The sequence below is a fragment of the Lysobacter sp. GQ73 genome (genome assembly GCF_059758755.1).
Window position 1 is genome coordinate 842,590 of sequence record NZ_JCAXEE010000002.1, and the last position, 25,259, is coordinate 867,848.

24 protein-coding genes are annotated in these 25,259 nt (G+C 68.8%); 12 read left to right on the forward strand and 12 right to left on the reverse strand.

The annotated features are described in order from the left end of the window. Positions 1 to 36: 36 nt before the first annotated feature. From AC6CH2_RS08470 to hemB, 6 genes are all read left to right on the forward strand, one after another. Entirely contained in the window at positions 37 to 1,512 is a 1,476-nt protein-coding gene (locus AC6CH2_RS08470) for an OprO/OprP family phosphate-selective porin (RefSeq protein ID WP_498268852.1), read from the forward strand. Positions 1,513 to 1,575: 63 nt separating this feature from the next. Continuing rightward, complete coding sequence (locus AC6CH2_RS08475) at positions 1,576 to 2,583, forward strand: sulfate ABC transporter substrate-binding protein (RefSeq protein WP_498268853.1); 1,008 nt, start codon at positions 1,576 to 1,578, stop codon at positions 2,581 to 2,583. Between the two features lie 1,375 nt (positions 2,584 to 3,958). Continuing rightward, on the forward strand, positions 3,959 to 4,825 hold the full coding sequence (gene cysT, locus AC6CH2_RS08480) for a sulfate ABC transporter permease subunit CysT (RefSeq protein ID WP_498268854.1): 867 nt from the start codon (positions 3,959 to 3,961) through the stop codon (positions 4,823 to 4,825). Beyond that, on the forward strand, positions 4,818 to 5,678 hold the full coding sequence (cysW, locus tag AC6CH2_RS08485; RefSeq protein WP_498268855.1) for a sulfate ABC transporter permease subunit CysW: 861 nt from the start codon (positions 4,818 to 4,820) through the stop codon (positions 5,676 to 5,678). The genes cysT and cysW overlap by 8 nt, the downstream gene beginning before the upstream one ends. Before the next feature lie 21 nt (positions 5,679 to 5,699). Then, the gene (locus tag AC6CH2_RS08490; protein ID WP_498268856.1) at positions 5,700 to 6,743 is read left to right on the forward strand and encodes a sulfate/molybdate ABC transporter ATP-binding protein; all 1,044 of its coding nucleotides are present in this window, start codon (positions 5,700 to 5,702) and stop codon (positions 6,741 to 6,743) included. A 230-nt stretch (positions 6,744 to 6,973) separates the two neighbouring features. Beyond that, positions 6,974 to 7,966, forward strand: a complete 993-nt coding sequence (hemB, locus tag AC6CH2_RS08495; RefSeq protein ID WP_498268857.1) for a porphobilinogen synthase — start codon at positions 6,974 to 6,976, stop codon at positions 7,964 to 7,966. 1 nt (position 7,967) lies between these two features. Here the strand turns inward: hemB and AC6CH2_RS08500 are convergent, their stop codons facing one another. Together AC6CH2_RS08500 and AC6CH2_RS08505 are read right to left on the reverse strand one after the other, a co-directional pair. Continuing rightward, positions 7,968 to 8,795 (reverse strand): hypothetical protein, encoded by an 828-nt coding sequence (locus AC6CH2_RS08500; protein ID WP_498268858.1) that lies wholly within the window; start codon positions 8,793 to 8,795, stop codon positions 7,968 to 7,970. 65 nt (positions 8,796 to 8,860) lie between these two features. After that, a complete protein-coding gene (locus AC6CH2_RS08505) occupies positions 8,861 to 9,763 on the reverse strand; it encodes a TolB family protein (RefSeq protein WP_498268859.1) in 903 nt (300 codons plus the stop codon). Positions 9,764 to 9,811: 48 nt separating this feature from the next. On the opposite strand from AC6CH2_RS08505, the gene aroE reads away from it, so the two are divergent. The 3 genes from aroE to AC6CH2_RS08520 are packed head-to-tail and all read left to right on the forward strand — an operon-like array spanning position 9,812 to position 11,383. Continuing rightward, on the forward strand, positions 9,812 to 10,681 hold the full coding sequence (aroE, locus tag AC6CH2_RS08510; RefSeq protein WP_498268860.1) for a shikimate dehydrogenase: 870 nt from the start codon (positions 9,812 to 9,814) through the stop codon (positions 10,679 to 10,681). Between the two features lie 7 nt (positions 10,682 to 10,688). After that, the gene (locus tag AC6CH2_RS08515; protein WP_498268861.1) at positions 10,689 to 11,123 is read left to right on the forward strand and encodes a DUF952 domain-containing protein; all 435 of its coding nucleotides are present in this window, start codon (positions 10,689 to 10,691) and stop codon (positions 11,121 to 11,123) included. Then, positions 11,120 to 11,383, forward strand: a complete 264-nt coding sequence (locus AC6CH2_RS08520) for a YkgJ family cysteine cluster protein (protein WP_498268862.1) — start codon at positions 11,120 to 11,122, stop codon at positions 11,381 to 11,383. The genes AC6CH2_RS08515 and AC6CH2_RS08520 overlap by 4 nt, the downstream gene beginning before the upstream one ends. A gap of 235 nt (positions 11,384 to 11,618) precedes the next feature. Here the strand turns inward: AC6CH2_RS08520 and AC6CH2_RS08525 are convergent, their stop codons facing one another. From AC6CH2_RS08525 to AC6CH2_RS08560, 8 genes are all read right to left on the reverse strand, one after another. Then, positions 11,619 to 13,010: a DUF58 domain-containing protein gene (locus AC6CH2_RS08525; RefSeq protein ID WP_498268863.1), complete on the reverse strand. Its 1,392-nt coding sequence runs from the start codon at positions 13,008 to 13,010 to the stop codon at positions 11,619 to 11,621. After that, positions 13,007 to 13,996: an AAA family ATPase gene (locus AC6CH2_RS08530; RefSeq protein ID WP_036147966.1), complete on the reverse strand. Its 990-nt coding sequence runs from the start codon at positions 13,994 to 13,996 to the stop codon at positions 13,007 to 13,009. The genes AC6CH2_RS08525 and AC6CH2_RS08530 overlap by 4 nt, the downstream gene beginning before the upstream one ends. Then, positions 13,993 to 15,219 carry a DUF4350 domain-containing protein gene (locus AC6CH2_RS08535; RefSeq protein WP_498268864.1) on the reverse strand — a complete coding sequence of 409 codons (1,227 nt, stop codon included), beginning with the start codon at positions 15,217 to 15,219 and terminating at the stop codon, positions 13,993 to 13,995. The genes AC6CH2_RS08530 and AC6CH2_RS08535 overlap by 4 nt, the downstream gene beginning before the upstream one ends. Further along, entirely contained in the window at positions 15,216 to 16,895 is a 1,680-nt protein-coding gene (locus AC6CH2_RS08540; protein ID WP_498268865.1) for a DUF4129 domain-containing protein, read from the reverse strand. Before AC6CH2_RS08540 ends, AC6CH2_RS08535 begins: the two co-directional genes overlap by 4 nt. Continuing rightward, on the reverse strand, positions 16,892 to 17,908 hold the full coding sequence (locus tag AC6CH2_RS08545; RefSeq protein WP_498268866.1) for a stage II sporulation protein M: 1,017 nt from the start codon (positions 17,906 to 17,908) through the stop codon (positions 16,892 to 16,894). The genes AC6CH2_RS08540 and AC6CH2_RS08545 overlap by 4 nt, the downstream gene beginning before the upstream one ends. Continuing rightward, complete coding sequence (locus AC6CH2_RS08550; RefSeq protein ID WP_498268867.1) at positions 17,905 to 18,588, reverse strand: RDD family protein; 684 nt, start codon at positions 18,586 to 18,588, stop codon at positions 17,905 to 17,907. The genes AC6CH2_RS08545 and AC6CH2_RS08550 overlap by 4 nt, the downstream gene beginning before the upstream one ends. After that, a complete protein-coding gene (locus AC6CH2_RS08555; RefSeq protein WP_498268868.1) occupies positions 18,588 to 19,091 on the reverse strand; it encodes an RDD family protein in 504 nt (167 codons plus the stop codon). Before AC6CH2_RS08555 ends, AC6CH2_RS08550 begins: the two co-directional genes overlap by 1 nt. Before the next feature lie 81 nt (positions 19,092 to 19,172). Continuing rightward, positions 19,173 to 19,715 (reverse strand): gamma carbonic anhydrase family protein, encoded by a 543-nt coding sequence (locus AC6CH2_RS08560; RefSeq protein ID WP_498268869.1) that lies wholly within the window; start codon positions 19,713 to 19,715, stop codon positions 19,173 to 19,175. Between the two features lie 173 nt (positions 19,716 to 19,888). Here AC6CH2_RS08560 and AC6CH2_RS08565 point away from each other — a divergent pair, with 173 nt between their 5' ends. Together AC6CH2_RS08565 and xth are read left to right on the forward strand one after the other, a co-directional pair. Further along, on the forward strand, positions 19,889 to 21,316 hold the full coding sequence (locus AC6CH2_RS08565; protein ID WP_498268870.1) for a coniferyl aldehyde dehydrogenase: 1,428 nt from the start codon (positions 19,889 to 19,891) through the stop codon (positions 21,314 to 21,316). A 111-nt stretch (positions 21,317 to 21,427) separates the two neighbouring features. Further along, positions 21,428 to 22,195, forward strand: a complete 768-nt coding sequence (xth, locus tag AC6CH2_RS08570) for an exodeoxyribonuclease III (protein WP_435395345.1) — start codon at positions 21,428 to 21,430, stop codon at positions 22,193 to 22,195. 247 nt (positions 22,196 to 22,442) lie between these two features. On the opposite strand, the gene AC6CH2_RS08575 is transcribed toward xth, so the two are convergent. After that, positions 22,443 to 22,718, reverse strand: a complete 276-nt coding sequence (locus AC6CH2_RS08575) for a GlsB/YeaQ/YmgE family stress response membrane protein (protein ID WP_435395346.1) — start codon at positions 22,716 to 22,718, stop codon at positions 22,443 to 22,445. A gap of 328 nt (positions 22,719 to 23,046) precedes the next feature. Continuing rightward, positions 23,047 to 24,432 (reverse strand): AMP-binding protein, encoded by a 1,386-nt coding sequence (locus AC6CH2_RS08580; RefSeq protein WP_498268871.1) that lies wholly within the window; start codon positions 24,430 to 24,432, stop codon positions 23,047 to 23,049. Positions 24,433 to 24,637: 205 nt separating this feature from the next. Between AC6CH2_RS08580 and AC6CH2_RS08585 the strand changes: the two genes are divergently transcribed. Then, positions 24,638 to 25,249 carry a 4'-phosphopantetheinyl transferase family protein gene (locus AC6CH2_RS08585; RefSeq protein WP_498268872.1) on the forward strand — a complete coding sequence of 204 codons (612 nt, stop codon included), beginning with the start codon at positions 24,638 to 24,640 and terminating at the stop codon, positions 25,247 to 25,249. Positions 25,250 to 25,259 lie beyond the last annotated feature (10 nt).

Sequence of the window (25,259 nt, forward strand, 5' to 3'; positions counted from 1 at the left end):
TCGCCGCCTGTCCAGTCATCGTTGAAGGAGCTCATCATGCACACCCCGGGCCGACTCGCGAAGGCCGCGCCGCGCGCCACGCCATGGCGGTGGGGCGCACTGGCCTGCGCACTCGCCTTGCCGGCCCAGGCGCAGACGGCTCCGCTCACGGTCGAAGAACTCGCCAAGCGGTTGCGCGCGATCGAACAACGCCTGGGCGGCGGCGAGGCCGGAGCCGGCGCGGTCGGCGCCAATACGGCCGCCAACGGCGGCAATCTGGCCGAACTCGACCAACGCCTGCGGGTGATCGAACGCCGCCTGGAACTGCAGGCCGAGGAAAGCGCGGCCAGAGCCGCGAGCACGCCGTCGGTGACGCTCAGCGCGAGCAAGGGGCTGGCGGTAAAATCGCCGCCGCCGGGCGATGTGGAACTGAAGTTCAAGGCGCTGGTGCAGGCCGACGGCCGCTTCTTCATCGGCGACGAAACGGCGCCGCAGAACGACAGCTTCCTGTTCCGCAGGATCATGCCGACCATCGAAGGCAGTTGGGGCTCGTTGGTCGGCTTCCGCCTGACCCCGGAGTTCGCCGGCGACAGCGCCACCATCGCCGATGCCTACCTCGATCTGAAATTCGATCCGCGCGCCACCGTGCGCATCGGCAAGTTCAAGAGTCCGGTCGGGCTGGAACGCCTGCAGTCCAGCGGTTCGACCGCGCTTATCGAACTCGGCCTGGCCTCGGAACTCACCCCGAACCGCGACCTCGGCGTGCAACTGCAGGGCGAGTTCGCGCAGGCGACGGTGTCGTACGCACTCGGCGTCTACAACGGCGCGGTCGACGGCCGCGACAGCCCGACCGTCAATCCCGACAACGACTTCGAGCTCGCCGGGCGCTGGTTCTTCGAGCCGTGGAAGAACCGCAGCAACGCGCTGGCGGGCCTGGGCTTCGGCCTCGCCGGCAGCCGCGGCGACAAGCAGGGCAGCGGCAACAACTTCCTGCCGCGCTATCGCACCCCGGGGCAGACCCAGTTCTTCAATTACCGCGGCACCGCCCTGGCCGACGGCGCACACACACGCTGGTCGCCGCAGGCCTGGTACTACCGCAACGGCTTCAGCCTGCTCGGCGAGTACGTCAGCTCCAGCCAGGAATTGCGCATCGGCGCGGTCGCCGACGAACTCGAGCACCGCGCCTGGCAGCTCACCGGCGGCTACGTGCTGACCGGCGAGGACGCCGGCTACAAGGGCGTGGCCCGGCCTAATCAACCGTTTACGCTCGGCGGTGCAGGCTGGGGCGCGTTCGAACTGGTCGCGCGCTACGGGCGCCTGGAGATCGACGAGGCGGCCTTCCCTCGTTTCGCCGACCGCAACGCCGTCGCCGACGCGGCCCGCTCCTGGGGCCTGGGTTTGAACTGGTACCTCACCGGCAATCTCAAGCTCGTCGCCAACTACACCCAGACCGAATTCGACGGAGGCGCCGCCGCGGGCCGCGATCGCGAAGACGAGAAGGCCTTCTTCGCCCGCGCCCAGTTCGCCTTCTGACGCCGGCACCGCAGGCCGCACTTTCGACCCTCCTTACCCAGTCGCCCCACACAGGACTCACCGATGAAAACCCGCTTCCGCCTGATGTTGCTCGGCCTGGCCCTGGCCGCCGCCTCGGCCTCGGCCTCGGCCAAAGACGTCGAATTGCTCAACGTGTCCTACGACCCCACCCGCGAGTTCTACGCCGAGGTCAACCAGGTATTCGCCGCGCAGTGGAAACAGCAGACCGGCGAGACTCTCAACCTGCGCGCTTCGCACGGCGGCTCCGGCAAGCAGGCGCGCTCGGTGGTCGACGGCCTCGAAGCCGACGTGGTGACCCTGGCGCTGGCCGGCGACATCGACACCATCGCCAGCGCCAAGCAGTTGCCGGCGAACTGGCAGAGCCGCCTGCCGCACCACAGCTCGCCCTACACCTCGACCATCGTGTTCCTGGTGCGCAAGGGCAATCCGAAGGGCATCAAGGACTGGGGCGACCTGACCCAGGCCGGCCTCGGCGTGATCACGCCGAACCCGAAGACCTCCGGCGGCGCGCGCTGGAACTACCTCGCCGCCTGGGCCTGGGCCTCGACCAAATACCGCGACGGCGACAAGGTGATCGACTATCTCACCCGGTTGTTCAAGAACGTGCCGGTGCTCGATACCGGCGCGCGCGGCTCGACCACGACCTTCGTCGACCGCGGCATCGGCGACGTGCTGCTGGCCTGGGAGAACGAGGCCTTGTTGACCCTCGAGCAGCCGGCCAATCGCGGCAAGTACGAAATCGTCGTGCCGAGCCTGAGCATCAAGGCCGAGCCGCCGGTGGCCTGGGTCGACAAGAACGTCGACAAGCACGGTACGCGCAAGCAGGCCGAGGCCTATCTGCGTTTCCTGTACACCCCCGAAGGCCAGCGCCTCGCCGCCAAGCACGGCTATCGTCCGGCCGAACCGGGCAAGGTGCCTGCGGCCGAGCTCGCCAAGTTCCCGGCGGTAAAGCAAGTCACCATCGACGGCGCGTTCGGCGGCTGGAAGAAGGCCCAGGCCGCGCATTTCTCCGACGGCGGCTTCTTCGACAAGATCTATCTGCCGAAGTAAACCCGCAGGGAACGGGCGCCGGCGGCTTGCCTGTGCAACCCACATCGCGCATCCGCCGCCGCGGCGGCAAAGCAAGCCGCGGCTCTCGGGCGGCCGGCGAGCCGCGCCGTCGGTCGGGCCGGCATCGTTGACCCTGGTTTCTGGTTTCTGATTCCTAGTTGCTCGTTCCTAGTTTCCCGCTCCTCGCTCCCGCCGTGCGCCGCCGCGCACTAGCGAAGGCAACAGAAGACCCGGAAGGCGGCCTGCAGGGATGCAGGCCGTTTTTCATCGGGACAGGGAGGTCCCGTATGAAAAATCACCGCGGATGCACCGCTCGTGCGGGCCCTTGATTCAAAACAAAGCACTTTTCTTTGGTTACCTTTCTTTTGTTGCTTTAGACAAAAGAAAGTAACCCTCCGCTTTAGTGGCGGAGCTTTGGCTTTGATTTTAATGTTGACCTTCCATGCACCATACGCCGCAAGACCGTAATGGCCCGGTCGCGGCTTGCGCCGCTCCTACCCTGACGAGCTACGGCCGGCATCGACGCGATAATGCGAGGCCGCGGTCGCGACTCACGTCGCTCCTACAATGATCGCTACGTCGCACGCGTATCCGCCGATCAAGGCTGTGGCTGTGGCTGTGGATTTCGTTTCGGCTTTACGCCGCGCACTCGCGAAGGCCATGGGAGACCCGAAGGGCGGCCTGCAGGGATGCAGGCCGTTTTTCATCGGGACAAGGATGTCCCGTATGAAAAATCCCCGCGTCGGCATCGATCATGCGGGCCCTTGATTCAAAGAAAAGCACTTTTCTTTGGTTACCTTTCTTTTGTTGCTTTAGACAAAAGAAAGTAACCCGCCGCTTTAGTGGCGGAAGCTTTGGGTTTGATGTTGATCTTGATGCTGATTGAGAGAAGCGCCGCAAGACCGCTGCAGCGATGTCGCGGCTCGCGCCGCTCCTACCCTGCGAGAACACGCCGTTCCGACGAACAGCGGCGGGTTCGTTGTCTCTGCACGTTCCGCGGTCGCGACTCACCTCGCTCCTACAAAAGTCCTATCGATACGGCGCGAGTTGAAGGACCGCGGTCGCGACTCGCTCGCCCCTGCAGAGATGAGCCTGTGCACCGCAATCCCGCGAATCGACGGTCCGGACGGGGCGGCCAGCCGACCCGCGGCGCTCCACGGGCCGAGGGGGCCACGGCGGTCGCGGGAGGGCCAGCGCCGCTGGGCCCGCCTAGCCCGGCCCGCGCGGCTTCACCCGCCGCGATTCCGGGCCGCGCCATCCTGGCCATATCGCCATCTCGCACCTCGAAACAACCAACGCGCATTTCCCTGGGCGCCCGTCGCTGGGATAGCGTCCCACCCCTCTGTCCCCGACTTCAGACGGCCGCCCACGCCACATGAGCGAGCACGCCCTGCCCCTGCCGACCTCCGCCGTTCGCTGGCGCCGGCCGTTGCCCGGTTTCGGGCTCGGCCTGGGACTGGGCCTGACCTGGCTCGGCCTGATCGTGCTGCTGCCGCTGGCCGCGCTGATCCTGCGCTCCGGCGGGCTCGGGCTGGACGGCTGGCTGCGCGCGATCGGCGATCCGCGGGTGATCGCCTCGCTCAAGGTCAGCTTCGCCACCGCCTTCATCGCCGCGGTCTGCTCGCTGTTCGGCGGCGCCCTGATCGCCTGGGTGCTCGAACGCTACCGCTTCGCCGGCCGGCGCCTGCTCGATGCGCTGGTCGACCTGCCGTTCGCGCTGCCGACCGCGGTCGCCGGCATCACCCTGGCGGCGATCTACGACGAGAACGGCTGGATAGGCCAGTTGCTGCAGCCGCTCGGGATCAAGCTGGTCAACAACACCACCGGCATCGTCATCGCCCTGATCTTCATCGGACTGCCGTTCGCGGTGCGCACGCTGCAGCCGGTGCTGGAAACGCTGGGCCGCGAACAGGAGGAAGCCGCGGCCTCGCTCGGCGCTTCGCGTCTGACCACCTTGCGCCGGGTGATCCTGCCCGAGCTGCTGCCGGCGCTGCTGACCGGTTTCTCGCTGGCGTTCGCGCGCGGCCTGGGCGAGTTCGGCTCGGTGATCTTCATCGCCGGCAACCTGCCGATGAAGACCGAGATCGCACCGCTGCTGATCACCATCCGCCTGGAAGAAGAAGGCGGGGTGACCGCGGCGATCGTGCTGGCGACCTTGCTGCTGCTGATGTCGTTCGCCTGCCTGGTCGCGATCAACGCGGCCTCGGCGCTGTTCGCGCACGGGAGCCGCCGCGATGGCTGACGCGCGCGACCAATTGCAGGAACCGGCCTGGGTGCGCTGGACCCTGATCGCCCTGGCGGTCGCGATCATGGCCCTGGTGCTGGTGCTGCCGCTGCTGATGCTGCTCGGCGCCGCGTTCGGCAGCGGGCTCAAGGTCTGGATCGCCGCGGTGACCGAGCCGCATACCTTGTCGGCGCTGCGCCTGACCCTGCTGACCGCGGCGGTGGTGGTGCCGGTCAACGCGATCTGCGGCGTGTTCATGGCCTGGGCGCTGACCCGTTTCGAGTTCCGCGCCAAGCGCACCCTGCTGGCCTTGATCGACCTGCCGTTCGCGGTATCGCCGGTGGTCGCCGGCCTGTGCCTGGTGCTGTTGTTCAGCCCCACCCACGGCTATTTCGCCGACCTGCTCAACCAGTACGACATCAAGATCCTGTTCGCCACGCCCGGCATCGTCCTGGCGACGATGTTCGTGACCTTCCCGTTCGTGGTGCGCGAGCTGATCCCGCTGATGGAGCAGCAAGGCAGCGACGAGGAACTCGCGGCGCGTTCGCTCGGCGCCGGCGCCTGGACGATGTTCTTCCGGGTGACCCTGCCGAACATCAAATGGGGCCTGCTGTACGGCGTGCTGCTGTGCAGCGCGCGCGCCATGGGCGAGTTCGGCGCAGTCACGGTGGTGTCGGGCAACATCATGGGCAAGACCAACACGCTCTCGCTGCACGTGGAGGTGTTGTACAAACAACTCGGCGGCGAAGCCGCGGCCGCGTTCGCCGTCGCCTCCCTGCTCGCCGGCCTGGCCCTGGTCACGCTGGTGTTCAAGATCTGGCTCGAGGCACGCCACGGCGACGCGCTCGCGCGTTCGCATCGCCGACATTGATTCGATAGGTAGCCGCCCGACATGGATCTGCACATTCAAGCCATCGCCAAGCGCTACGCGAGCGTCGCCGCACTGGACTCGGTCGACCTCGACGTCGCCTCGGGCGAACTGGTCGCCTTGCTGGGGCCGTCCGGCTCGGGCAAGACCACGTTGTTGCGGGTGATCGCCGGCCTGCTGCAACCCGACTCGGGCCGCCTGCTGTTCGGCGACCGCGACGCGACCCGGCTGAGCCTGCGCGAGCGCAACGTCGGCTTCGTGTTCCAGCACTACGCCTTGTTCAAGCACATGAGCGTGGCCGAGAACATCGCCTTCGGCCTGCGCAGCCGGCCGCGCGCGCGCCGGCCCGACAAGGCCGCCATCGCCCAGCGCGTGCAGGAGCTGTTGAACCTGATCCAGTTGCCGGAGCTCGGCGCGCGCTATCCGGAACAATTATCGGGCGGACAGAAGCAGCGCGTCGCCCTGGCCCGCGCACTCGCGATCGACCCGACCGTGCTGTTGCTCGACGAACCCTTCGGCGCGCTCGACGCCAAGGTCCGCATCGAACTGCGCCGCTGGCTGCGGCGCCTGCACGACCAGACCGGGCAGACCACCTTGTTCGTCACCCACGACCAGGAAGAAGCGCTGGAGCTGGCCGACCGGGTGGTCGTGCTCAAGGACGGCCGCATCGAGCAGGCCGGCACGCCCGACGAGATCTACAGCGCGCCGGCCTCGGCCTATGTGTTCGACTTCATCGGTCGCGCCAACGTCATCGAAGGCCAGACCGAGGGCGGCCAGCTCTCGGTCGACGGCCACGCCCTGCGCCTGCCGGTCGACAGCCGCAGCCGCAGCCGCGCGCGCCTGTACGTGCGGCCGCACGACATGGCCCTGGTCGCAGACGGAGAAGGCCTGCCGGCCCGGGTGCTGTCCGCGCACCGTCTGGCCGAGCGGATCACCCTGGAACTGTTGGTCGAAGGCCAGACCCGCCCGCTGGAACTCGACCTGGTCGCGACCCCGGACGCGGTCACCCCGGCCCCGGGCAGCACCGTGCATGTGCGCCCGCTGCGCTATCGGGTGTATTCGGAGTAAGCCGCAGCCGGCCGGCGGCGCGAGTCGCCGCCCGAGCAGGCGGGCCAGCGCCAGCCTCCCAAACCCCGGGCCGAGTGCGTGTATTCGGCCCGAACCGGCAAACCCGGCCGGACTCCTGGTTTGTGCGGGCGCGCTGCCGGACCTGTGCGCGTCGGCAGAACGCAGCGTCCGCGCCCCGGCGCGACCGCCGGTCGCAGGCCGCCGCGACCGGCGGGGGTAAACTAGCGCCCATGACCTATCCCTATTCGCGCCCGCGGCGGATGCGCCGCGACGACTTCTCGCGGCGCCTGATGCGCGAGACCGTCCTCACCGCCGACGACCTGATCTATCCGGTGTTCGTCCACGAACTCGACGGCCGCGCGCCGGTCGGCTCGATGCCGGGCATCGAGCGTCTGTCGATCGACGAATTGCTGCGCGTCGCCGAGCGCGCCAGCGAGCTGCGCGTGCCCGCGCTCGCGCTGTTCCCGGTCACCGCGCCGGAGGCCAAGTCGCTCGACGCGGTCGCCGCCTGGGACGAAGACGGCCTGTGCCAGCGCGCGATCCGCGCGCTCAAGCAGCGCTTCCCCGACCTCGGCGTGATCACCGACGTCGCCCTCGACCCCTACACCAGCCACGGCCAGGACGGCCTGGTCGACGACCGCGGCTACGTCATGAACGACGAGACCGTCGAAGCCCTGGTCAAGCAGGCGCTGTCGCACGCCGCCGCCGGAAGCGACGTGGTCGCGCCCAGCGACATGATGGACGGCCGCATCGGCCAGATCCGCAACGCGCTCGAACTCGACGGCCACATCCACACCCGCATCCTGGCCTACAGCGCCAAGTACGCGTCGAGCTTCTACGGCCCGTTCCGCGACGCGGTCGGCTCGGCCGGTGCGCTCGGCAAGGGCAACAAGTACACCTACCAGATGGACCCGGCCAACAGCGACGAGGCGTTGCGCGAAGTCGCGCTGGACCTCGACGAGGGCGCCGACATGGTCATGGTCAAACCGGGCATGCCCTACCTCGACATCGTGCGCCGGGTGAAGGACGAGTTCGGCGTGCCGACCTTCGTCTATCAGGTCAGCGGCGAGTACGCGATGCTGCGCGCCGCGATCCAGAACGGCTGGCTCGACGAACGCGGCTGCGTGATGGAAGCGCTGACCTCGATCAAGCGCGCCGGCGCCGACGGCGTGCTGACCTACTTCGCGCTCGATGCGGCACAGTGGATGCGCGAGGCGCGCTGAGTTACCCGCGCCCCATGTCTTTGAGCGCGATGTCTAATGCCGCTTCGATACGGCCTTGATTTTTAATCGCCTGTTTTTTGAAGCTTTCAATATCCCCATCTAGATCAAGCTCCTGACGGATAGCGATCATCACTGGAGTACGTGCTTCTTCAATCCTCTTGATCATCGAGATTACCTCTCTCGAGAAGTCAGACTGCAGTGCAATCTGCTTCTCCATTAGCTCCTGGCGCCGCGCTGCATATTCACTGAACTGCTTCTGATTGAACTCAAAAGATTGCGATAACGCGAAAAACACTTCCGACTCTCTTTTTGCAGATTCGTTAAAGCTAGTCATTGCCGAAATAATTCTATTAGTTTCGCCAACGTACTTTTCATACATTTGATTCACGAGACCTAATTCGATTTTGATTTCGTGCAATGGACTTACGACCCTTGCAACATCAAGCAGGATCTCTCCGTATACGGCCATGAGCTCGCCGACGAGATTTGAAGTCGAAGCATTGGAAACAAGTTGCAGCTTTGAAGCTGTTACGAATAGATCTTCAAATCCTTCTGCATAGTTTGTCTTGGTCGGATCTATCTGGGGAATAGACCCAATCCTGCTGCCGGCGCGAACAAATTCACCTGCGGCCTGAAGATAGACATCCCTGCGCAGAACCGCCTTTCTTTCTCGCGCTTTCTCTTCTCTGTCGTGACTCAGCTGCTTTAGAAGACGAGCTGTATTACTCCAATTTGATAGCATGACCCCAGAAAGTGTCACTAGTGACGCGATAAGCCCAGACCAAATTACTGCCGGGACTTTGCTCAAGAATTCCAATAATGTGTTCATCTCTTCTCCGTGAAGGACTAGCACAGGCCATTGCTACAGGTTCTAATTCTTAGCTCCGAGAATTCCTATAACAGGCAACCGTCCTTGCCCGCGGCCGCCGGCGCCTTCATCCGGTACAGGTCCATCTTGCCGGCGCGCGGCGCCTTCGCCGAGCCGCTGACCAGCAGCTCGCCGGGTTTGTTCCAGTCGACCGCCGGGCCGAGCGTGTAGGCCTCTTCGGTATTGAACGACAGCGCGAGCGGCGCGGCCTGCGCATAGCGCGTGCCGTCGCAGTGCGCGATGTACAGGCGGATCGGTTGTTTCTCGACGTCCTTGGAACGCGCGAACACGAGGGTCTTGCCGTCGCCGAGCCAGGCCGCGTCGAATTCGTCGTCGGCGCTGTTGACCCCAGGCACCGGCGTGCGCCCGGCGAAGGCCCGGCCGTTCCAATGCGCGACGAACAGATCGTGACCGCCGCTGCCGCCGAAGCCGTCGCTGGCGAACAAGAGATGGCGGCCGTCGCGGCTCGGCGTCGGCGCCCATTCGTCGCCGCGGCCGTTGACGCCGGGACCGAGGTTTTCGGCCGGGCCGTAACTGCCGTCCTCGCGCACCGCGGCGCGATAAAGATCGTCGCCGCCGTGGCCGCCGGGACGGTTCGAGAAGAAATACAGCCAACGCCCATCGGCGCTGAAGGCCGGGTCGAAATCGTTGGCCTGGGCGTTCACCGACAACGGCGTCGGGTCCTGCCAGCGGCCATCGGTCAGGCGGGCCTGCCACAGGTCCCATCCGCCGGCGCCGCCGCGGCGGTCGGTGCTGCCCCAGACGATGCGCCGTCCGTCGGGAGCCACCGCGCCTCGCACCTCGCTGTGCACGGTCGATACGACTCCCATGCCTTCTATGCCGAATTCGGACAGGGCGGCCTGAACCGTGCTGGCGAGCCCGCAGGCGAGGAGTAGACTGAGGCCGAACCGGACCCTGGCGTGCCGCATCGTGCGTCTCCCGCATTGAGGGTCACCAGTCTAGAACGAGGCGCGTCCATGTCGATCGATTCCAGTTCGTCCAGCCCGGTCCTTCGTTATGCGGTATTCGGTCACCCGGTCTCGCATTCGCTGTCGCCGCGCATCCATGCCGCGTTCGGGCGCCAGCTCGGCATCGCCCTGGACTACATCGCGATCGACGCCGCGCCCGAGCAGTTCGACGCCGCCCTCGCCGCGTTCGCGGCCGAAGGCGGCCTGGGCGCCAACATCACCCTGCCGCTGAAGACGCGCGCGGCCGGCATCTGCAGCCACCTCAGCGAACGCGCGCAACGCGCCGGCGCGGTCAACACCCTGATCCGCAGCGCAACCGGCTGGGAAGGCGACAACACCGACGGCACCGGCCTGATCCGCGACCTCACCGAGCGTCACGGCCTGGACCTGCGTTCGCGCCGCACCTTGTTGATCGGCGCCGGCGGCGCCGCGCGCGGCGTCGCCCCGGCCCTGCTCGACGCCGGCATCGGCGACCTCTATATCGTCAACCGCACCAGCGAACGCGCCGACGCCCTGGCCGACGCGCTCGGCATGCCGGGCCGCGTGCATCCGCGCTATCTCGCCGACGTCGGCACGCTCGGCAACTTCGACCTGATCGTCAACGCGACCTCGGCCGCGCGCGACGACGCCATGCCGACCCTGCCGATGAGCCTGGCGACACCGCGCACCGCCGCGGTCGACCTGAGCTACGGCGAGGTGGCGATTCCGTTCCTGGCCTGGGCCAAGGTTGCCGGCGCGCACGACCGCATCGACGGGCTCGGCATGCTCGTCGAACAGGCCGCCGAGAGTTTCGAGCGTTGGCACCGCAAGCGCCCGGACACCGATCCGGTCTACGCGATGCTGCGCGAACGCGCCGACGCCCTCGTCACCGCCGACTGAGCCGGCGATGAGCGCGAACGGCCGCGACGCGGTGCCCGAGCGCGGCGCGGCGAACGTTTCCGGCCCCGCCGAGCGCAAGCCGTCCGGGCAACCGGACGTCGCCGGCACCCGGTCCGGCCCCGCCCCTAGCCCCGACACGATCTTTCATTTCGCCGCCCCGGTCGACTGGCAGCGCGCGCAGGCCACCGGCGCCTACGCGCCCGAGGGATGGCTGCGCGAAGGCTTCATGCACTGCGCGACCCAGGAACAACTCGACGGCGTGATCGCACGCCATCAGCGCGGGCGCGGCGCTTTGCTTCGATTGAGCATCGACGCGGCCGCGCTCGGCCCGGCCCTGCGCTACGAATGGAGCGAACGCAGCGGCGATTTCTTCCCGCACGTGTACGCGGCGATTCCCCTGGGCGCGGTACGCGCGGTCGAGCCGTTCACCGCGCCGCCATGAGCTTCGCCTGCCGCAGCCATTGCGGCGCCTGCTGCATCGCGCCTTCGATCACCTCGCCGATCCCGGGCATGCCGCACGGCAAGCCGGCCGGCATCCCTTGCGTGCAACTCGGCGACGATCTGCGTTGCCGTTTGTTCGGCAAGCCGGAGCGGCCGGCGTTCTGCGGGTCGCTGCAGCCATCGCGCGAGATGTGCGGCGAGGACCGTGGGCAGGCCATGCAGTGGTTGGACTGGCTGGAAGCGCAGACCCGGCCGGAGTGATCGCTCGGGCGTCGCGTTCACGGCTGCGGGGCAGGTCGGGGTAAAGGGGCGTTAGAGCAAGCCCTCCCCCTTTTCCTAGGGGGAGCGGCGACGGCGTTGCGATTGCAGGCTTGCTTCGGCGTTCCTGCCCTCGCCGCTTAGAAAAGGGGGCGAACGACCGCGCAGCGGTCGTAGGGATTTACTGTTGCTGTTGCTGTTGCTGTCGCCCTGACCCGGCTGAACTCAGCACCCGCGCCTACAGCAAACCGTCGCGCTTCACCGCCAGGTACTTCTCGACCAAGGACGCCGCCAGTTGGTCGCAGCTGACGTCGAGCACCATCACGCCATGGTTGCGCAATGCTTCGTGGGCGGCGACGCGGTGTTCCAGGTATTGCGCGGTGGCGCCGGCGCGGATCGCGCCGGACAGGTCGGCGACTTCTTCGGCCAGCGCCTGATCGAGCGAGCCTTCGCGCAGGCTGGCGACGCAGACGAGGTGGCGGCCGCGCAGCATGCGCACGGCGGCGAGCAGGTCGTCCATGTCCTCGTCGCGCAGGTTGGTCACCAGCATCACCAGCGAGCGGCGACGCTGGCGCAGCGACAGTTCGGTCGCGGCGGCGAGGAAGTCGGTCGCGACCGGCTGCGGCTGCAGGGCGTAACTGGCGCGCAGCAGGTTGTCGATCGCGCCGACGCCGCGCTGCGGCGGCACCCAGCGGCTTTCGCCGCCGCTCGCGAGCAGGCCGACGCCGTCGCCCTGGCGCAAGGCCAGGTAAGCCACGACCAGGGCCGCATCGAGCACGTGGTCGAAATGCGAATGCTCGCCGTCGCGCGCCATCAGGCGGCGGCCGGTGTCGAGCATCAGCACCAGTTGTTGATTACGTTCGTCCTGATACTCGCGCGAGATCAGCCGGCGCGCCCGCGCGGTGGCCTTCCAGTCGATCTGGCGCAGGCTGTCGCCGACGCGGTATTCGCGCATCTGGTGGAAGTCGGTGCCTTCGCCGCGGCGCCTTTTGACGTGCGCGCCGACCAGGCGCGAGGCCTGTTCGGCGCTGAACATGGCGAACTTGGCCAACGGCGCGAAATTGGGGAAGACGCGCACGCGCTGGATCTCGCCGCCGATGCGCGACTGCCACCACAGCCCCCACGGCGAGTGCAGGCGCAGTTGCACGCCGTCGAACTGGAAATCGCCTCGGGTGCCCGGGCGCAGTTCGTACTCGAAGCTGGCGCTCTCGCCGCGGCGCAGGTCGAGCCGGCGCGGCAGGTTGCGCATGCTCCAGCCGCCGGGGTGCAGGTCGAAGGCATCCAGGCGCTGCCGGCGCTCGGCTTCGAACTCGAGCGTGACCGGGCGTTCGACGCCGATCGCCCAGGTGTCGTGCATGTGGCGCGCCGCCCGCGGCGTCGGTGCGTACAACAGCCGCAGCAGATCGGCGATCGCGATCAGCGCGATGACCAGGGTCGCCACCTGCCAGGCCGCGACCTGCAGCCAGCCCGCGCTCGCCGCCAGGCCGAGCGCCGACCACGGCAAGGCCAGCCAGATCCAGCGCGGCGCCGGCCGGGCCCAGCCGCGACGCGGCAGGGCCCGGTCGCGCGGCACGCTCAGGCCGGCGCCGGCGACGCCGGCGGGCAACGGCGGTGGCGCGGCACGGCTCATTGCCGGGGCGCTTCGACCTTGGCCAACAGCGCCTGCAACACGTCGTCGGGCGACTGGCCTTCGATCTGCAGCTCGGGCGCGAGCGCGATGCGATGGCGCAAAGCCGGCTTGGCGATTTCGCGCACGTCGTCGGGCGTGACGAAGTCGCGTCCCGACAGCACCGCCTGCGCGCGCGCCGCGCGGACCAGGGCGAGGCTGCCGCGCGGGCCGGCGCCCAGCGCGATGCCGGCCCAGTCGCGGGTCGTGCCGACGATGCGCACGACGTAGTCGATCACCGTCTCGTCGACCCGCACCAACGCGGTGCCCTGCTGCATCGCCACGATCTCTTCCGGGCCGAGCACGCGCCGCACCTGAGACAGGTCGAAGTCCGACGCGCTGCGGCCCAGGCTGACCGCGGTCACCATGCGCTTCTCGTCGGCGCGGGTCGGGTAGCCGATCAGTATCTTCAGCAGGAAACGATCGAGCTGCGCCTCCGGCAACGGATAGGTGCCTTCCTGCTCGACCGGGTTCTGAGTGGCCAGGGTCAGGAACGGCGGCGGCAGCTCGAAGCTGTGGCCTTCGATGGTCACCTGCAGCTCCTGCATCGCCTCCAGCAGCGCCGACTGGGTCTTGGCCGGAGCGCGGTTGATTTCGTCGGCGAGCAGCAGGTTGGTGAACACCGGGCCGCGACGGATGTTGAAGCTCTCGGTCTTGGGGTCGTAGACCGCATGGCCGCTGATGTCGCTGGGCATCAGGTCGGGGGTGAACTGGACGCGGGCGTATCCACAGTCCAGGGCCTTGGACAGCGCGCGCACGACCAGGGTCTTGCCGAGCCCGGGCACGCCTTCGAGCAGTGCGTGGCCGCCGGCGAGCAGGGCGATCAGGATCTGGTCGAGCACGTCGGCCTGGCCGATGAAGGCCTTGCCGACTTCGTCGCGCACGGCGGCGGCGCGTTCGGCCAGCGCGGTGCCGGTGATCGGGACGAGCGGAGCGGCGTCGAGGCTCATAAGCGGTTTCTCATGCGGATCAAAGTGGCGATGCGGGCGCGGAACGCGGCGTGGTCGCGTACCGGCGGCGGAGTGAGGGCGTCGCGGATGTCGTTGGCGGCGATCGGCGCCGGATCGGCCTTGAAGCGCTCGATCAACAGCGCGATCTGCGGCTCGCCGTCGAGCGCGGCGGCATAGGGGTCGCGGCGGCGCAGGCGGGCGATGAAGGCGCGCCGCGCCGACTCGTACAGGCGCGGGCCGTAGCCGTAGCGATACACGTGCTCGCCGCTGGCGACGATGTGTTCGAGCAGCGAGCGCCGCTCCAGCGCCGGCGCCGGTCGCAGCGGGCCGAAGCGCTGGGTGCGCTGCCACAGCCAGCCGAGCAGGCACAGCAGCAGCGGCAGCCAGGCCATCCAGCTCTCGCGCAGCAGGGTCTTCCACAGCCTGGGCACTTCGGCGGCGTAGATCAGGTGCACGGTGCCGGCGCGGTAGTTCGGCGCCAGCACCTGGCGCGCGAACGCGGCGTTCGCCGGCGCGGCGATCTCGTCGTCGCCCAGGGCGATGCGGTCGAGCAGGGGGTTGCCGCTGCCGGTGCGGTTGGACAGGAAGTCGAGGTCGGCGAGCACGTCGACATGGCCCTGGCCGCGCGGAAAGCGCGCATACACGTAGGCGCTGTCCTCGTCGCCCCAGGCGTAAACCGGGTCGGCGTCGCTGTTGTAGAAATAGAAGCGGCGCGCCGAGCAGAACACGGGTTTCGGTTCCAGGCCGCGCTCGTACAGGCCGACGCATTCGTTGCGCAGGTATTCCGGGTCGGCGGCGTCGCTGGCATCGAGCAGGGTGATGCCGAGCGCATCGAGCACCGGCACCGGCGAGTCGCCGACCTGGTCCTCGAGCGGCGGCGTGCGCACGATCAGGTGACCGCCGCGCTCGACCCAACCCAGCAAGGCCTCGGCTTCGCTGCCGGCCAGGGTGCGCGGGTCGCGGTAGATCAGCACCGTGTCGCGCGCCTGCAGCGGGTGGGTCGCCAGTTGCAGGCGCTGGCGCGCCTCGACCTTGACCTTGTCGCGCAGCAGGGCGAGCTTGAGCACGTACAGCGGATTGCTCGCGGCCTCGCCGCTGCGCGCGGCGGCGACGGTTTCCTCGACCTTGTGGTGGTCGCGACGCCACAGCGCGCCGACGGTCAGCACCACCACGATCAGCGCGGCCGCGCCGACACCGGCGAGGATCAGGCCGGTGCGGTTCATGCCGCCCACCCGAAGCGCCGGCTCAGCTGGCCCACCAGATCGTCGAAGTCGTCGCCGCTCGGCAGAGTTTCGGCGTACGCCGCGTATTGCCAGGTGCGCACCGCACGCGCGAACGCCTCGCGGTCTTCGGCCGAGGCCAGCTTGCGCGAGGCGCGCAGGCACTGGGCTTCGGTCGCGCCCGGCACCAGCACGATGTCGGCGCGTTGCGCCATCGATTCGACCGCGGCGCGGTACATCAGGGCCAGCGCATCGCGCCGGCGGCCGGCCTGCCACAGGCGGCGGATGGCGGTCGGGATATCGTCGGGCAGCGGCGCGTGTTCGGGCAGCGGTGCGTTGCGCACGTCGCCGGGCGCCTCGTCCTCGTCGACGCCGCCGTCGCGGAACCAGCCGATCCAACGCGAAGCGGTCAGCAGCAGGGCGACGACGATCAGGGCCACCACGCTCCACATCGCGACCTGCAGAACCCCCGCCACGCCGCTGCTGAGCCCCTTGAACAGGCCCTGGTTGATCGCGTCCTCGCGTTCGTCCTTGGTCTTGTCCTTGCTCTCGGACTTGGCTTTCCAGACGCTCTGCTTGCGCTTGGGGTCGACGGTCGGGTCCTTCATCGCCCGGGCGACCGCATCGCGCAGGCCGCGATCGTCGCTGCGGCCGTCGCGAAAGACCTCGCCGAGCGTCGACGGCAGCCTGCGCGTCTTCTTGGCGTTGTCGTCGTATTCGCGGATCGGCGCTTCGCTCGCCGCGTCCTCTACGGCTTCCTCGATGTCGCCGCCGCCATCGTCGGCAGCGGCCTGCCCGCTCGCGTCGGCGCCCGCGTCGATGTCCACGGCGGCGCCGGTCTCGACCGCGGGCGGCGTCTGCGCGGCCGCGTCGGGCGAGAAACCGATCATCGCGCACAGCACCAGCAGCATCGGCGCGGCCGCGGCGGCGAGGCGCGCGCGCAGGCGGCGGAACACGATCTCGATGTCCCAGCCCTCGATCTGGGTACGCCGGTTGAGGTACAGGCCGAAGCCGGCGCCGACGTAAAACGGTTCGATCACGCTGACCGCGCCCCAGGCCAGCAGGTTGAACAAGGCGCTGAGCCACTGCGGCTCCACGCCGATCGCTTCGATCAACGACTTGAAGGTGTCGGGCAGGTAATCGAAGGGCACGAACATCAACCCGCCGAGCACGCTGCCGATGACCAGCGCCATTTCGAAGTTCACGCACACCAGGGTCAGCAAAGCGCACACGCCGTAGACCGGCGCGCCGAGCGCGGAACGGCGCTGCCGCGCTTCGCCGCCGTCGCCGCCTTCGAGCAGGTCCACCGGCAGGTACAACGACCGCGCCGGGCTGAGCCGGCGCCAGGTCAGGTAGGGCAGCCACCAGCGCGCACCCCAGCGCAGCTGCGCGCGCACGGTCTGGCGGGTGCCCGGGGTCTCGCCGAACACCGCGCGCGAGATCACGAACAGCGGGATGCGGTCGAACCAGGGCTTGAGCCACCACATCAGCAGGCCCGACAGCCACAGCAGGTCCAGCGCCCAGCCGGCGACATTGAGCAGCAGCAGGATCGGCAGGGTCACCAGCAGCCAGGGCTTCCAGATCGCGCCGGCGTGGCTGCGCACCAGGGCCATGCCGAGCTCGCAGGCTTCCCAGGCGGTGCGCGGACGCAGCGAGACGGTCAGCGCTTCGAGCTTCATGCCGCGTCTTCGTCGTCGCGGTGCACGGCGTTGCGGCCGCCGCGCAGCAGCCACAGGCCGACCAGCACCCAAAGCACCAGGCCGACGGCGTACTTGATCCCCGCCGGCACGCTGCCGATCGACGACCAGAACGCTTCGACGAAGGCGGCGAACACCAGCATCGCGAACACGCCGATGCAGATCAGCGCGCCGCGGCGGCCGCCGTGGATCAGCGAATCGATACGCCGGCGCTGTCCGGGCGCGATCAGGCTCAGGCCCAGGCGCAGGCCGGCGCCGCCGGAGATGACGATGGCGGTGAGCTCGGGCGCGGAGTGGCCGGCGACGAAACGCCAGAACGGCTCGCCGTGGCCGACCGCCTGCAGATGCCCGGCGACGCCGCCGATCATCACGCCGTTGAAGATCAGCACGAACACCGTGCCGAGCCCGGCGACCAGGCCGCTGGCGAAAGTCTGGAAACCGATGCCGACGTTGTTGCCGATGTAGTGGGCGAACATCTGCAGGTCGTCTTCGCTGGTGCGGCCCAGTGCGCTGTCGGGCTTGGCCGGGTCGTACATCTGCTCGAAGCGGACCAGCGACTGGGCGTCGAACAGGCCCGCGGCGAGTTCCGGGCGCATCTGGATGGCGACGAAGATGCTGATCAACGGCAGCCAGAACAGCAGCGCCGCGGCCAGCATGCAGCGCCACTCGGCGCGGACCAGGCGCGGGAAACCGGCCAGCAAGTACTCGGCCGCACGCCGCCAGTGCACCGGCTTGGTCCGGTACAGCACGCTGTGGCCGCGCTGCATCAACTGCTGCAGGCGATCGGTGACGACCGCGCTGTAGCCGCGCCGGCGCGCCAGCGCCAGTTGCTGGCACAGGCGGCGGTGGCGCTCGGGAATCTTGTCGTCGCGCAGGCCGGTCCAGTCGCGGCGGTGGCTGCGCGCGTTGCGGGCGCTCGCAGCGCGCATCTCCAGCCAACGCTCGAGTTCGCGCCACTCGGCCTCGTGGCGGGCGACGAAATGCTCCTGCCTCATCGCCGCCCCAGCAGCCAGTTGGCGATGCCGTACAGGCGGGTCACCGCGGTTTCGCCGCGGGCCTGGGTCAGGGTCTCGGTCAGGTCGGCCAGTTCGGCCTGGCGCGCCGCGGTCAGGCCCGGGCCGCGTTCGGCGAACGCGACCACGGCCGCCTGTTCGTGCGGCAGCAGCACCGTCGACGGCGCCAGCGGCGGGCTGATCGCGGCGGCGCGGATGTCGGTCTGGCGCGCGGCGTGCACGACCAGGGTGCCGGCGACCATGTCGCCGAGGCGGCGGCCCCAGGGATCGATCAGGCTGGTGACCAGGCCGACCGCGTAGCAGACCGGCAGCGCATCGACGACGCGCAGCAAGTTGCGGGTGAACGAGGCCATCCAGCCGACCGGGGCGCCGTCGGCGGCGACCACGCGCAGGCCCAGCGCCCACTTGCCGGGCGTACGCCCTTGCATGAGCACCTCGAACAGCACCTGGTAGAACCAGGTCATCACGAATACCGCCAGGCCCAGGATGGCGTTGCCGGCCTCGCCGAACAGGCCGACCAGAGCGCGGAACAGGGCCACGTAGATGACCGCGCGCAAGGCCAGGTCGATGATCCAGGCCAGCGCCCGCGGTACCGGTCCGGCCGCGCGCAGGTGCAGGGCCACGCCCTCCGGCGTCACCACCTGGCGGTAGGTGTCGAGCATCAGGCGTTAATGACCTTCGTATCCGCCATCAGGTCATGCAGGCACAGGCTGTCCTCGCCGAAGATCCACAGCACGTTGACCAGCGCGAACACACCGCCGAGACAGGGAACCGCCTCGATCAGGGCGATCAGGAACATGCGCAGGCCGAGGATCCGGCCGAGCGAGGCCGGGGTGCCGTCGGTGCGCACGATCTTGATGCCGATCCATCGCTTGCCGAGGGTCTGGCCGCTCTGGTTGAGCAGGACGAGGTTGTAGACGAACAGGCCGAGCAAGAGCAGGACGCTCAGGCCCATCATGGCCATCTGGATCGCCGAGGGTTCCTTGCTTTCCGGATCGATCGCGACGGCGATGAACATCGGCAGGAAACACGCCAAGGACAGCCCGCCGTCGATCAGGCGGGCGACCAGGCGCATGCCGCGGTCGGCGCGGACGGTTTGTTGCCACTCGGCATTCGGCAGCGCCGGCATGTTCGGCGCGGCGTACGGATTCTGCGTTTCTTCCATGTAACCCCTGACTCCCTGAGTCCTGCTTTCCCCTGCCGCGACTGTAAACGCGGCCATCGGCCCTGACTAGCCCGGCCGCGACTAGCCCGACAGCATGTCCAGGTAGCGATCCTTGAGCCGCACATAGTGCTGTGCGCTGTATTGCAGCTGTTCGATCTCGCGGTCGCTGAGGCGGCGCGCGAGGCGGGCCGGGTTGCCGACCCACAGCTCGCCCTCGCCGACGATCTTGCCCGGCGACAGCACCGCGCCGGCGGCGACGAAGCCATAGCGCGACACGCGTGCGCCGTCGAGCAGCTTGGCGCCCATGCCGATCAGGGCGAACTCGTCGACCGTGCAGGCATGGACGATGGCGCCGTGGCCGATGGTGACGTCGTTGGCGATGACCGTCGGCAGGCCGCCGGGCCGGGTGAACGGACCTTCGTGGGTGACGTGGACGATGGTGCCGTCCTGGACGTTGGTGCGCGCGCCGATCGAGATCGAATTGACGTCGCCGCGGACCACGCAGTTGGGCCAGATCGAGACGTCGTCGCCGAGCTCGACCTCGCCGATCACGGTCGCGGCCGGGTCGACGTAGACGCGCGCGCCGAGGGTGGGAAACTTGTCGAGATAGGGACGTAGGCTCATGCGGGCATTGTAGGCGCTCGCGCCGACCCAAGACGCCGCGGGCGCGCAACCGCCACGGACGGTACGGTGACGGCGAGCGAGGCGCTGTCTTGAACGCAACGGCCGATCCTCCCCCCTCGGTTGTCCCCTGGCGCCCGCGCGCCGGGCGCCCGAACCCGACTAGACTGCGGCGTATGGATACGATCGCCACGACTGCCCCGACCGAACTCGCCCCCACCCGCGAGCGCCTGCGCGCCGCCTGGCAGGCGCGCAAGCCCGACTACGCGCAACGCCGCGCCGACCTGCTGCGTCTGCGCGACGCCTTCCGCGCCCGCGGCGCGGCGATGGATGCGGCGATCCGCGCCGATTTCGGCCACCGCTCCAGCCACGAGAATCTGCTCTCGGAAGCGATGATCACCCTGGCCGAGATCGACCACGCCCTGGGCCACCTGCGCCGCTGGATGCGCCCGCGCCGGGCCGCGGTCGGCTGGCGCTTCTGGCCGGCGCGCGCCGAGATCCGCCCCGAACCGGTCGGCGTGGTCGGCATCCTCTCGCCGTGGAACTACCCGGTGAACCTGGCCCTGGTGCCGCTGGTCTCGGCGATCGCCGCCGGCAATCACGTCTATCTGAAACCCTCCGAACATACCCCGCGCACCGCCCAGTTCCTGCGCGAGTTGCTGGCCGAGGTCTTTCCCGACGACCGCGTCGCGGTCGCGCTCGGCGGCCCGGAGATCGGCGCGGCGTTCTCGGCGCTGCCGTTCGACCACTTGCTGTTCACCGGCTCGACCGCGGTCGGGCGCAAGGTCATGGCCGCGGCCGCGCCGAATCTGACCCCGGTGACCCTGGAACTCGGCGGCAAGGCGCCCGCGTTGATCTGCGCCGACTACCCGATCGAGCGCGCCGCCGCGCGCATCGCCAGCGGCAAGTGGTTCAACGCCGGCCAGACCTGCATCGGCGTCGACTACGTCCTGGTCGACGCGGCGCGCCGCGACGAACTGGTCGCCGCCCTGCTCGAGCAATTGAAGGAACGCTACGGCGACCTGGTCGCGCCGCAGGACTACACCCGCATCATCAACGCCAGCCAGTACGCGCGCTTGTCGGGCTATCTCGACGACGCCCGCGCGCGCGGCCTGGAAGTGGTCGAACCCTTCGCCGGCAGCGTGCCGCGCGAGCAGCGCGTGGCCGAGCGGATTTTCCCGCCGGCGCTGGTGATCGACCCCGGCGCCGACGCCGAGGTCATGCAGCACGAGATCTTCGGGCCGATCCTGCCGGTGCTGTCCTACCGCAGCCTCGACGAGGCCATCGCCCGCATCAACGCGCTCGACCGGCCGCTGGCGCTGTACCCGTTCGGCCACGACCGCGCCCAGATCGAGCGCATCCTCGCCCAGACCCTGGCCGGCGGCGTCACCGTCAACGACACCCTGCTGCATTTCGGCGCCCACGACCTGCCGTTCGGCGGCATCGGCCCGAGCGGCATCGGCGCGATCCACGGCCGCAACGGCTTCGACGCCTTCAGCAAATTGCTGCCGGTGTTCCACCAGCGCCGCCTCGCCGCGAGCGACCTGCTCAAGCCGCCGTACCGCGGCAAGATCGATGCGATGATCCGCTGGCTGGCGAAGTAAACGCAGCGCTTGTTTCCGGCGGCCCTCGCCGCGCCCGCCTCGACCGCGGCGCGACGGCAACGGCGGTGCCGGCAACGCCCGGACCGGCACCGAGCGGCTACACTTGCCGCCATGAAAATCGTCAGCTGGAACGTCAATTCGCTTAACGTGCGCCTGCCGCATCTGGAACAGTGGCTCGGCACGTTCGCTCCCGACATCGTCGCGCTGCAGGAAACCAAGCTCGAGGACGCGCGCTTCCCGGACACCGCACTGGCCGGCGCCGGCTACCGCAGCGTGTTCGCCGGGCAGAAGACCTACAACGGGGTCGCCATCCTCTCGCGCGAAAGCGCGAGCGACGTGCAAGTCGGCATCCCCGGTTTCGACGACGAGCAAAAGCGTGTCATCGCCGCGACCGTCGGCGGGCTGCGCATCGTCAATCTGTACGTGGTCAACGGCCAGGACGTCGGCACCGACAAATACGCCTACAAGCTGCGCTGGCTCGACGCCGTGCACGCCTGGGTGCAGAGCGAGCTCGCCCGCTATCCCGACCTGATCGTGCTCGGCGATTTCAACATCGCGCCGGAAGCGCGCGACACCCACGACCCGGCGGTGTGGAACGAACACCACATCCTGACCTCGACCGCCGAGCGCGAAGCCCTGCAGCGCCTGCAGGCGCTTGGCCTGCACGACGCCTATCGCCTGCACAGCCAGGAAGAAGGCCAGTTCTCGTGGTGGGATTACCGCCAGGCCGGTTTCCGCCGCAACCTCGGCCTGCGCATCGACCTGACCCTGGTCTCCGAATCGCTGCGCGCCCGCTGCGTCGCCGCCGGCATCGACCGCGAACCGCGCACCTGGGACCGCCCGAGCGACCACGCCCCGGCCTGGGTGGAGGTGGTTTGAGGGACTCGGGACTCGGGACTCGGGACTCGGGACTCGGGACTCGGGACTCGGGACTCGGGACTCGGGACTCGGGACTCGGGACTCGGGACTCGGGACTCGGGACTCGGGAAAGAGCATAAAAAGCTTGTGGCTTGATGCAAGCATCGCTTCAACGCTGTTACCGAGTCCCCAGTCCCGAGTCCCGAGTCCCGCAACAAAAAAAGCCCGGCCGAAGCCGGGCTTTTTCTGTTGCGGTAAACGGCAGCGCTTAGCGCACGCGTCCGCGGCGGAACAGGTTGACGATCGCGAGCAGGACGATCGCGCCGACCAGCGACAGCAGCAAACCGGACAGGCTGAACGCGCCGCTGTTGATGGTGCCGCCGCCGATCCCGAGCACGCCGCCCAGCCAACCGCCGAGGAACGCGCCGACGATGCCGACGATGATGTTGAGGAAGATGCCCTGCTGACCATCGGTCCTCATGATCATGCTGGCGATCCAACCGATGACGCCGCCTACAATCAGCCAAATGATGATACCGAGCATGTGCGTTCTCCTAGCGATTCTGATGAGCCCAAGGCGACATGACCGTAATGCGATCACTGTGCCTCGTTCGGGGGCAGGGCAAGCATGAATCGGCCCACGTGACGGTCGTGTCAGAAACCGCGCTTAGGAATGTGAAGAAAATGCTGCGCTGGCAGGCATAAAGCACACTGCGCCTGGCTCGGATTCACGCGGGCGTTGCGCCTGCGTTTCGTTTCTCCCGATGAACGTCGCGATCCGCCGATGGCCGGCACCGGTTCGGCGTCATCGATGCGAAGCCGGCATGAAGGACTTCGGTTTCGTACTCGTGCCGTGGCGACTTGCGCCGCGCTTACTCGCTCTCGCGCAGCATCGCCTCGACCGCGTGGCGCGGCAGTTTGCCGGTTTCGTTGCGCGGCAAGGCGTCGACGCGGCGCAGCGGACGCGGCAGGAACACCGGATCGATGCTTTGCCGCAGCGCCTGCAGGATCGCGGCTTCGTCGAGCGTCGGCGCGACCGCCAGCGCGGCGATGCGGCGCACACCGAAGGCGTCGGCCGTCTCGAGTTGCAGCATCACTCCGTCGACCACGCCCTCGACCGCGAGCAACTTGCGGGTGAGATCGCCGAGCGAGGCGCGCTTGCCGGCGATCTCCAGCAGGTCGGCGCTGCGGCCGCGCAATACGAAGCGCCCGTCGGCTTCGACTTCCATCAGATCGGCGAGCACCACCGGCTCGGGCAGGTGCGGCGCATGGATCGCGGTGCCGTCGGGTTGCGGGCATATGCGCACGCCCGGCAACGGCGTCCACGCCGCTTCGTGCGCGGTGCGGCGGCGGGCGAACACGCAGGTCTCGGTCGAGCCGAACACTTCGCGCACCTCGCAGCCGTAGCGGGTTTCGGCCGCGACCGCGAGTTCGGCCGGCAGCGGCGCGGTCGCCGAGACGATGCCCGCCAGCGGCGGCAGTTCGACGCCGGACTCGACCAGCGCGCGCAGATGCACCGGCGTGGTCACCAGCAACGGCGGAGTCGGCGCGTCGCCGAGCGCGCGCGCGACATCGCCCGGGAAAAACGGCCGATCGGCGTGCACCGCGATCGGGCCGAGCAAAGGCAGCAGCACCGACATCTCCATGCCGTACATGTGCTGCGGCGGCACCGTCGCGACCAGGTAGGTGACCTCGTCGGCGCGCAACAGGTCGCCGAGCGCGATCAGGTTCTGCGCGGTGCTGGTGCGGAAGGCTTGCCAGGTCTTGGCGTTGGGCTTGGGCTGGCCGGTGCTGCCGGAAGTGAAGCCGATCGCGAGCAAGGCCGCGGCCTGCGCCGACAGCGCGTCGCCGGCCTCGCGCGGCAGTTCGGCCGGCAGGCGCAGATAACGCGGCGGCAGCGGATCCAGGGCGAGATCGCCGATGCAGTAGCTGTCGGAATAACGCGCGAGCACGTCGTCGACCACCGCCGGCGCGCGCGACGGCGGCAGCAGATTGGCTTGCCCGCGCAAGGCCACCGCGCACAGCGCGACCAGGAAGCGGTAGCGGTTTTCGCACAAGTTGACCGCGTACTGGGCCGCCGGCAGGGTCGCGGCGAGCGCGCGCACCTCGGCCTCGAAACCGGCACGGTCGATCGCGCCGCCGGCACCGAAGGCCAGGGCACGCCCGGGCGCGCCCGCGACGAGCGCGAACGACTCGCCGCCGGGCGACGCAGGATCCTGGCTGAACGCAACGAGGCTCGGATCGATAACCGCTGACATCAATGATTTCCCGCGGCCGCACGGCCGTTTCCAATAGCGCAACTTGCCCGGGCCCGCCTGATCGCCAGCTGAGGGTCCGTTCCGGACCGTCGCCGCGTGGCAGCGCGACCGCACCGCGCCCCCGCGCCGTGCCGCCGCCATGAACCCGTACCCCGGGGTTTAGCTTACGCTGAGCGGCCTGCCGCAGGCCAAAGCCCACCTGTTCATGTCCCTGTCCGGCCATTCGTCTTCGCCCCTCGATACGTATACCGAGCGCTCCGACGGCCATGAGCTGCGCTGGACCTGGCTGGCCCATCGGCACGGACAGCCGGCCGAGCCGGAGGCGCGCGAATGGCTGGCGAGGCAGCTCGGCGACCCCCGCCTGTCGCTGACCCGCGACGGCCGCCAACGCCCGCACCTGGACCCGCCGCACCAGCGCTACGACTGCAATTGGAGCCACAGCGGCGAGCGCCTGTTGGTCGCGCTGGCCCATCGGGCGCAGGTCGGCGTCGACCTGGAGCGGCTGCAACGGCGACCGCGCGCGCTGGAAGTGTCGGCGCGCTTCTTCACCGATCGCGAGTCCGACTGGCTGCGGGCGCACCCCGACCGCGACCGCGCCTTCCTGCGCCTGTGGTGCGCGAAGGAGGCGGTGCTCAAGGCGCACGGCCACGGCCTGTCGTTCGGCCTGGACAAGCTGCGTTTCGAGGAACGCGACGACCGGTTGCAATTGGTCGAATGCGATCCGGCCCTGGGCCGGGCCGAGCAATGGCATCTGCGCGAGATCGAGCCGGCCCCCGGGTACCTGGGCGCGCTGGCGTGGCGGCCGCTGGCGGAGTAAGCGGCGCGGG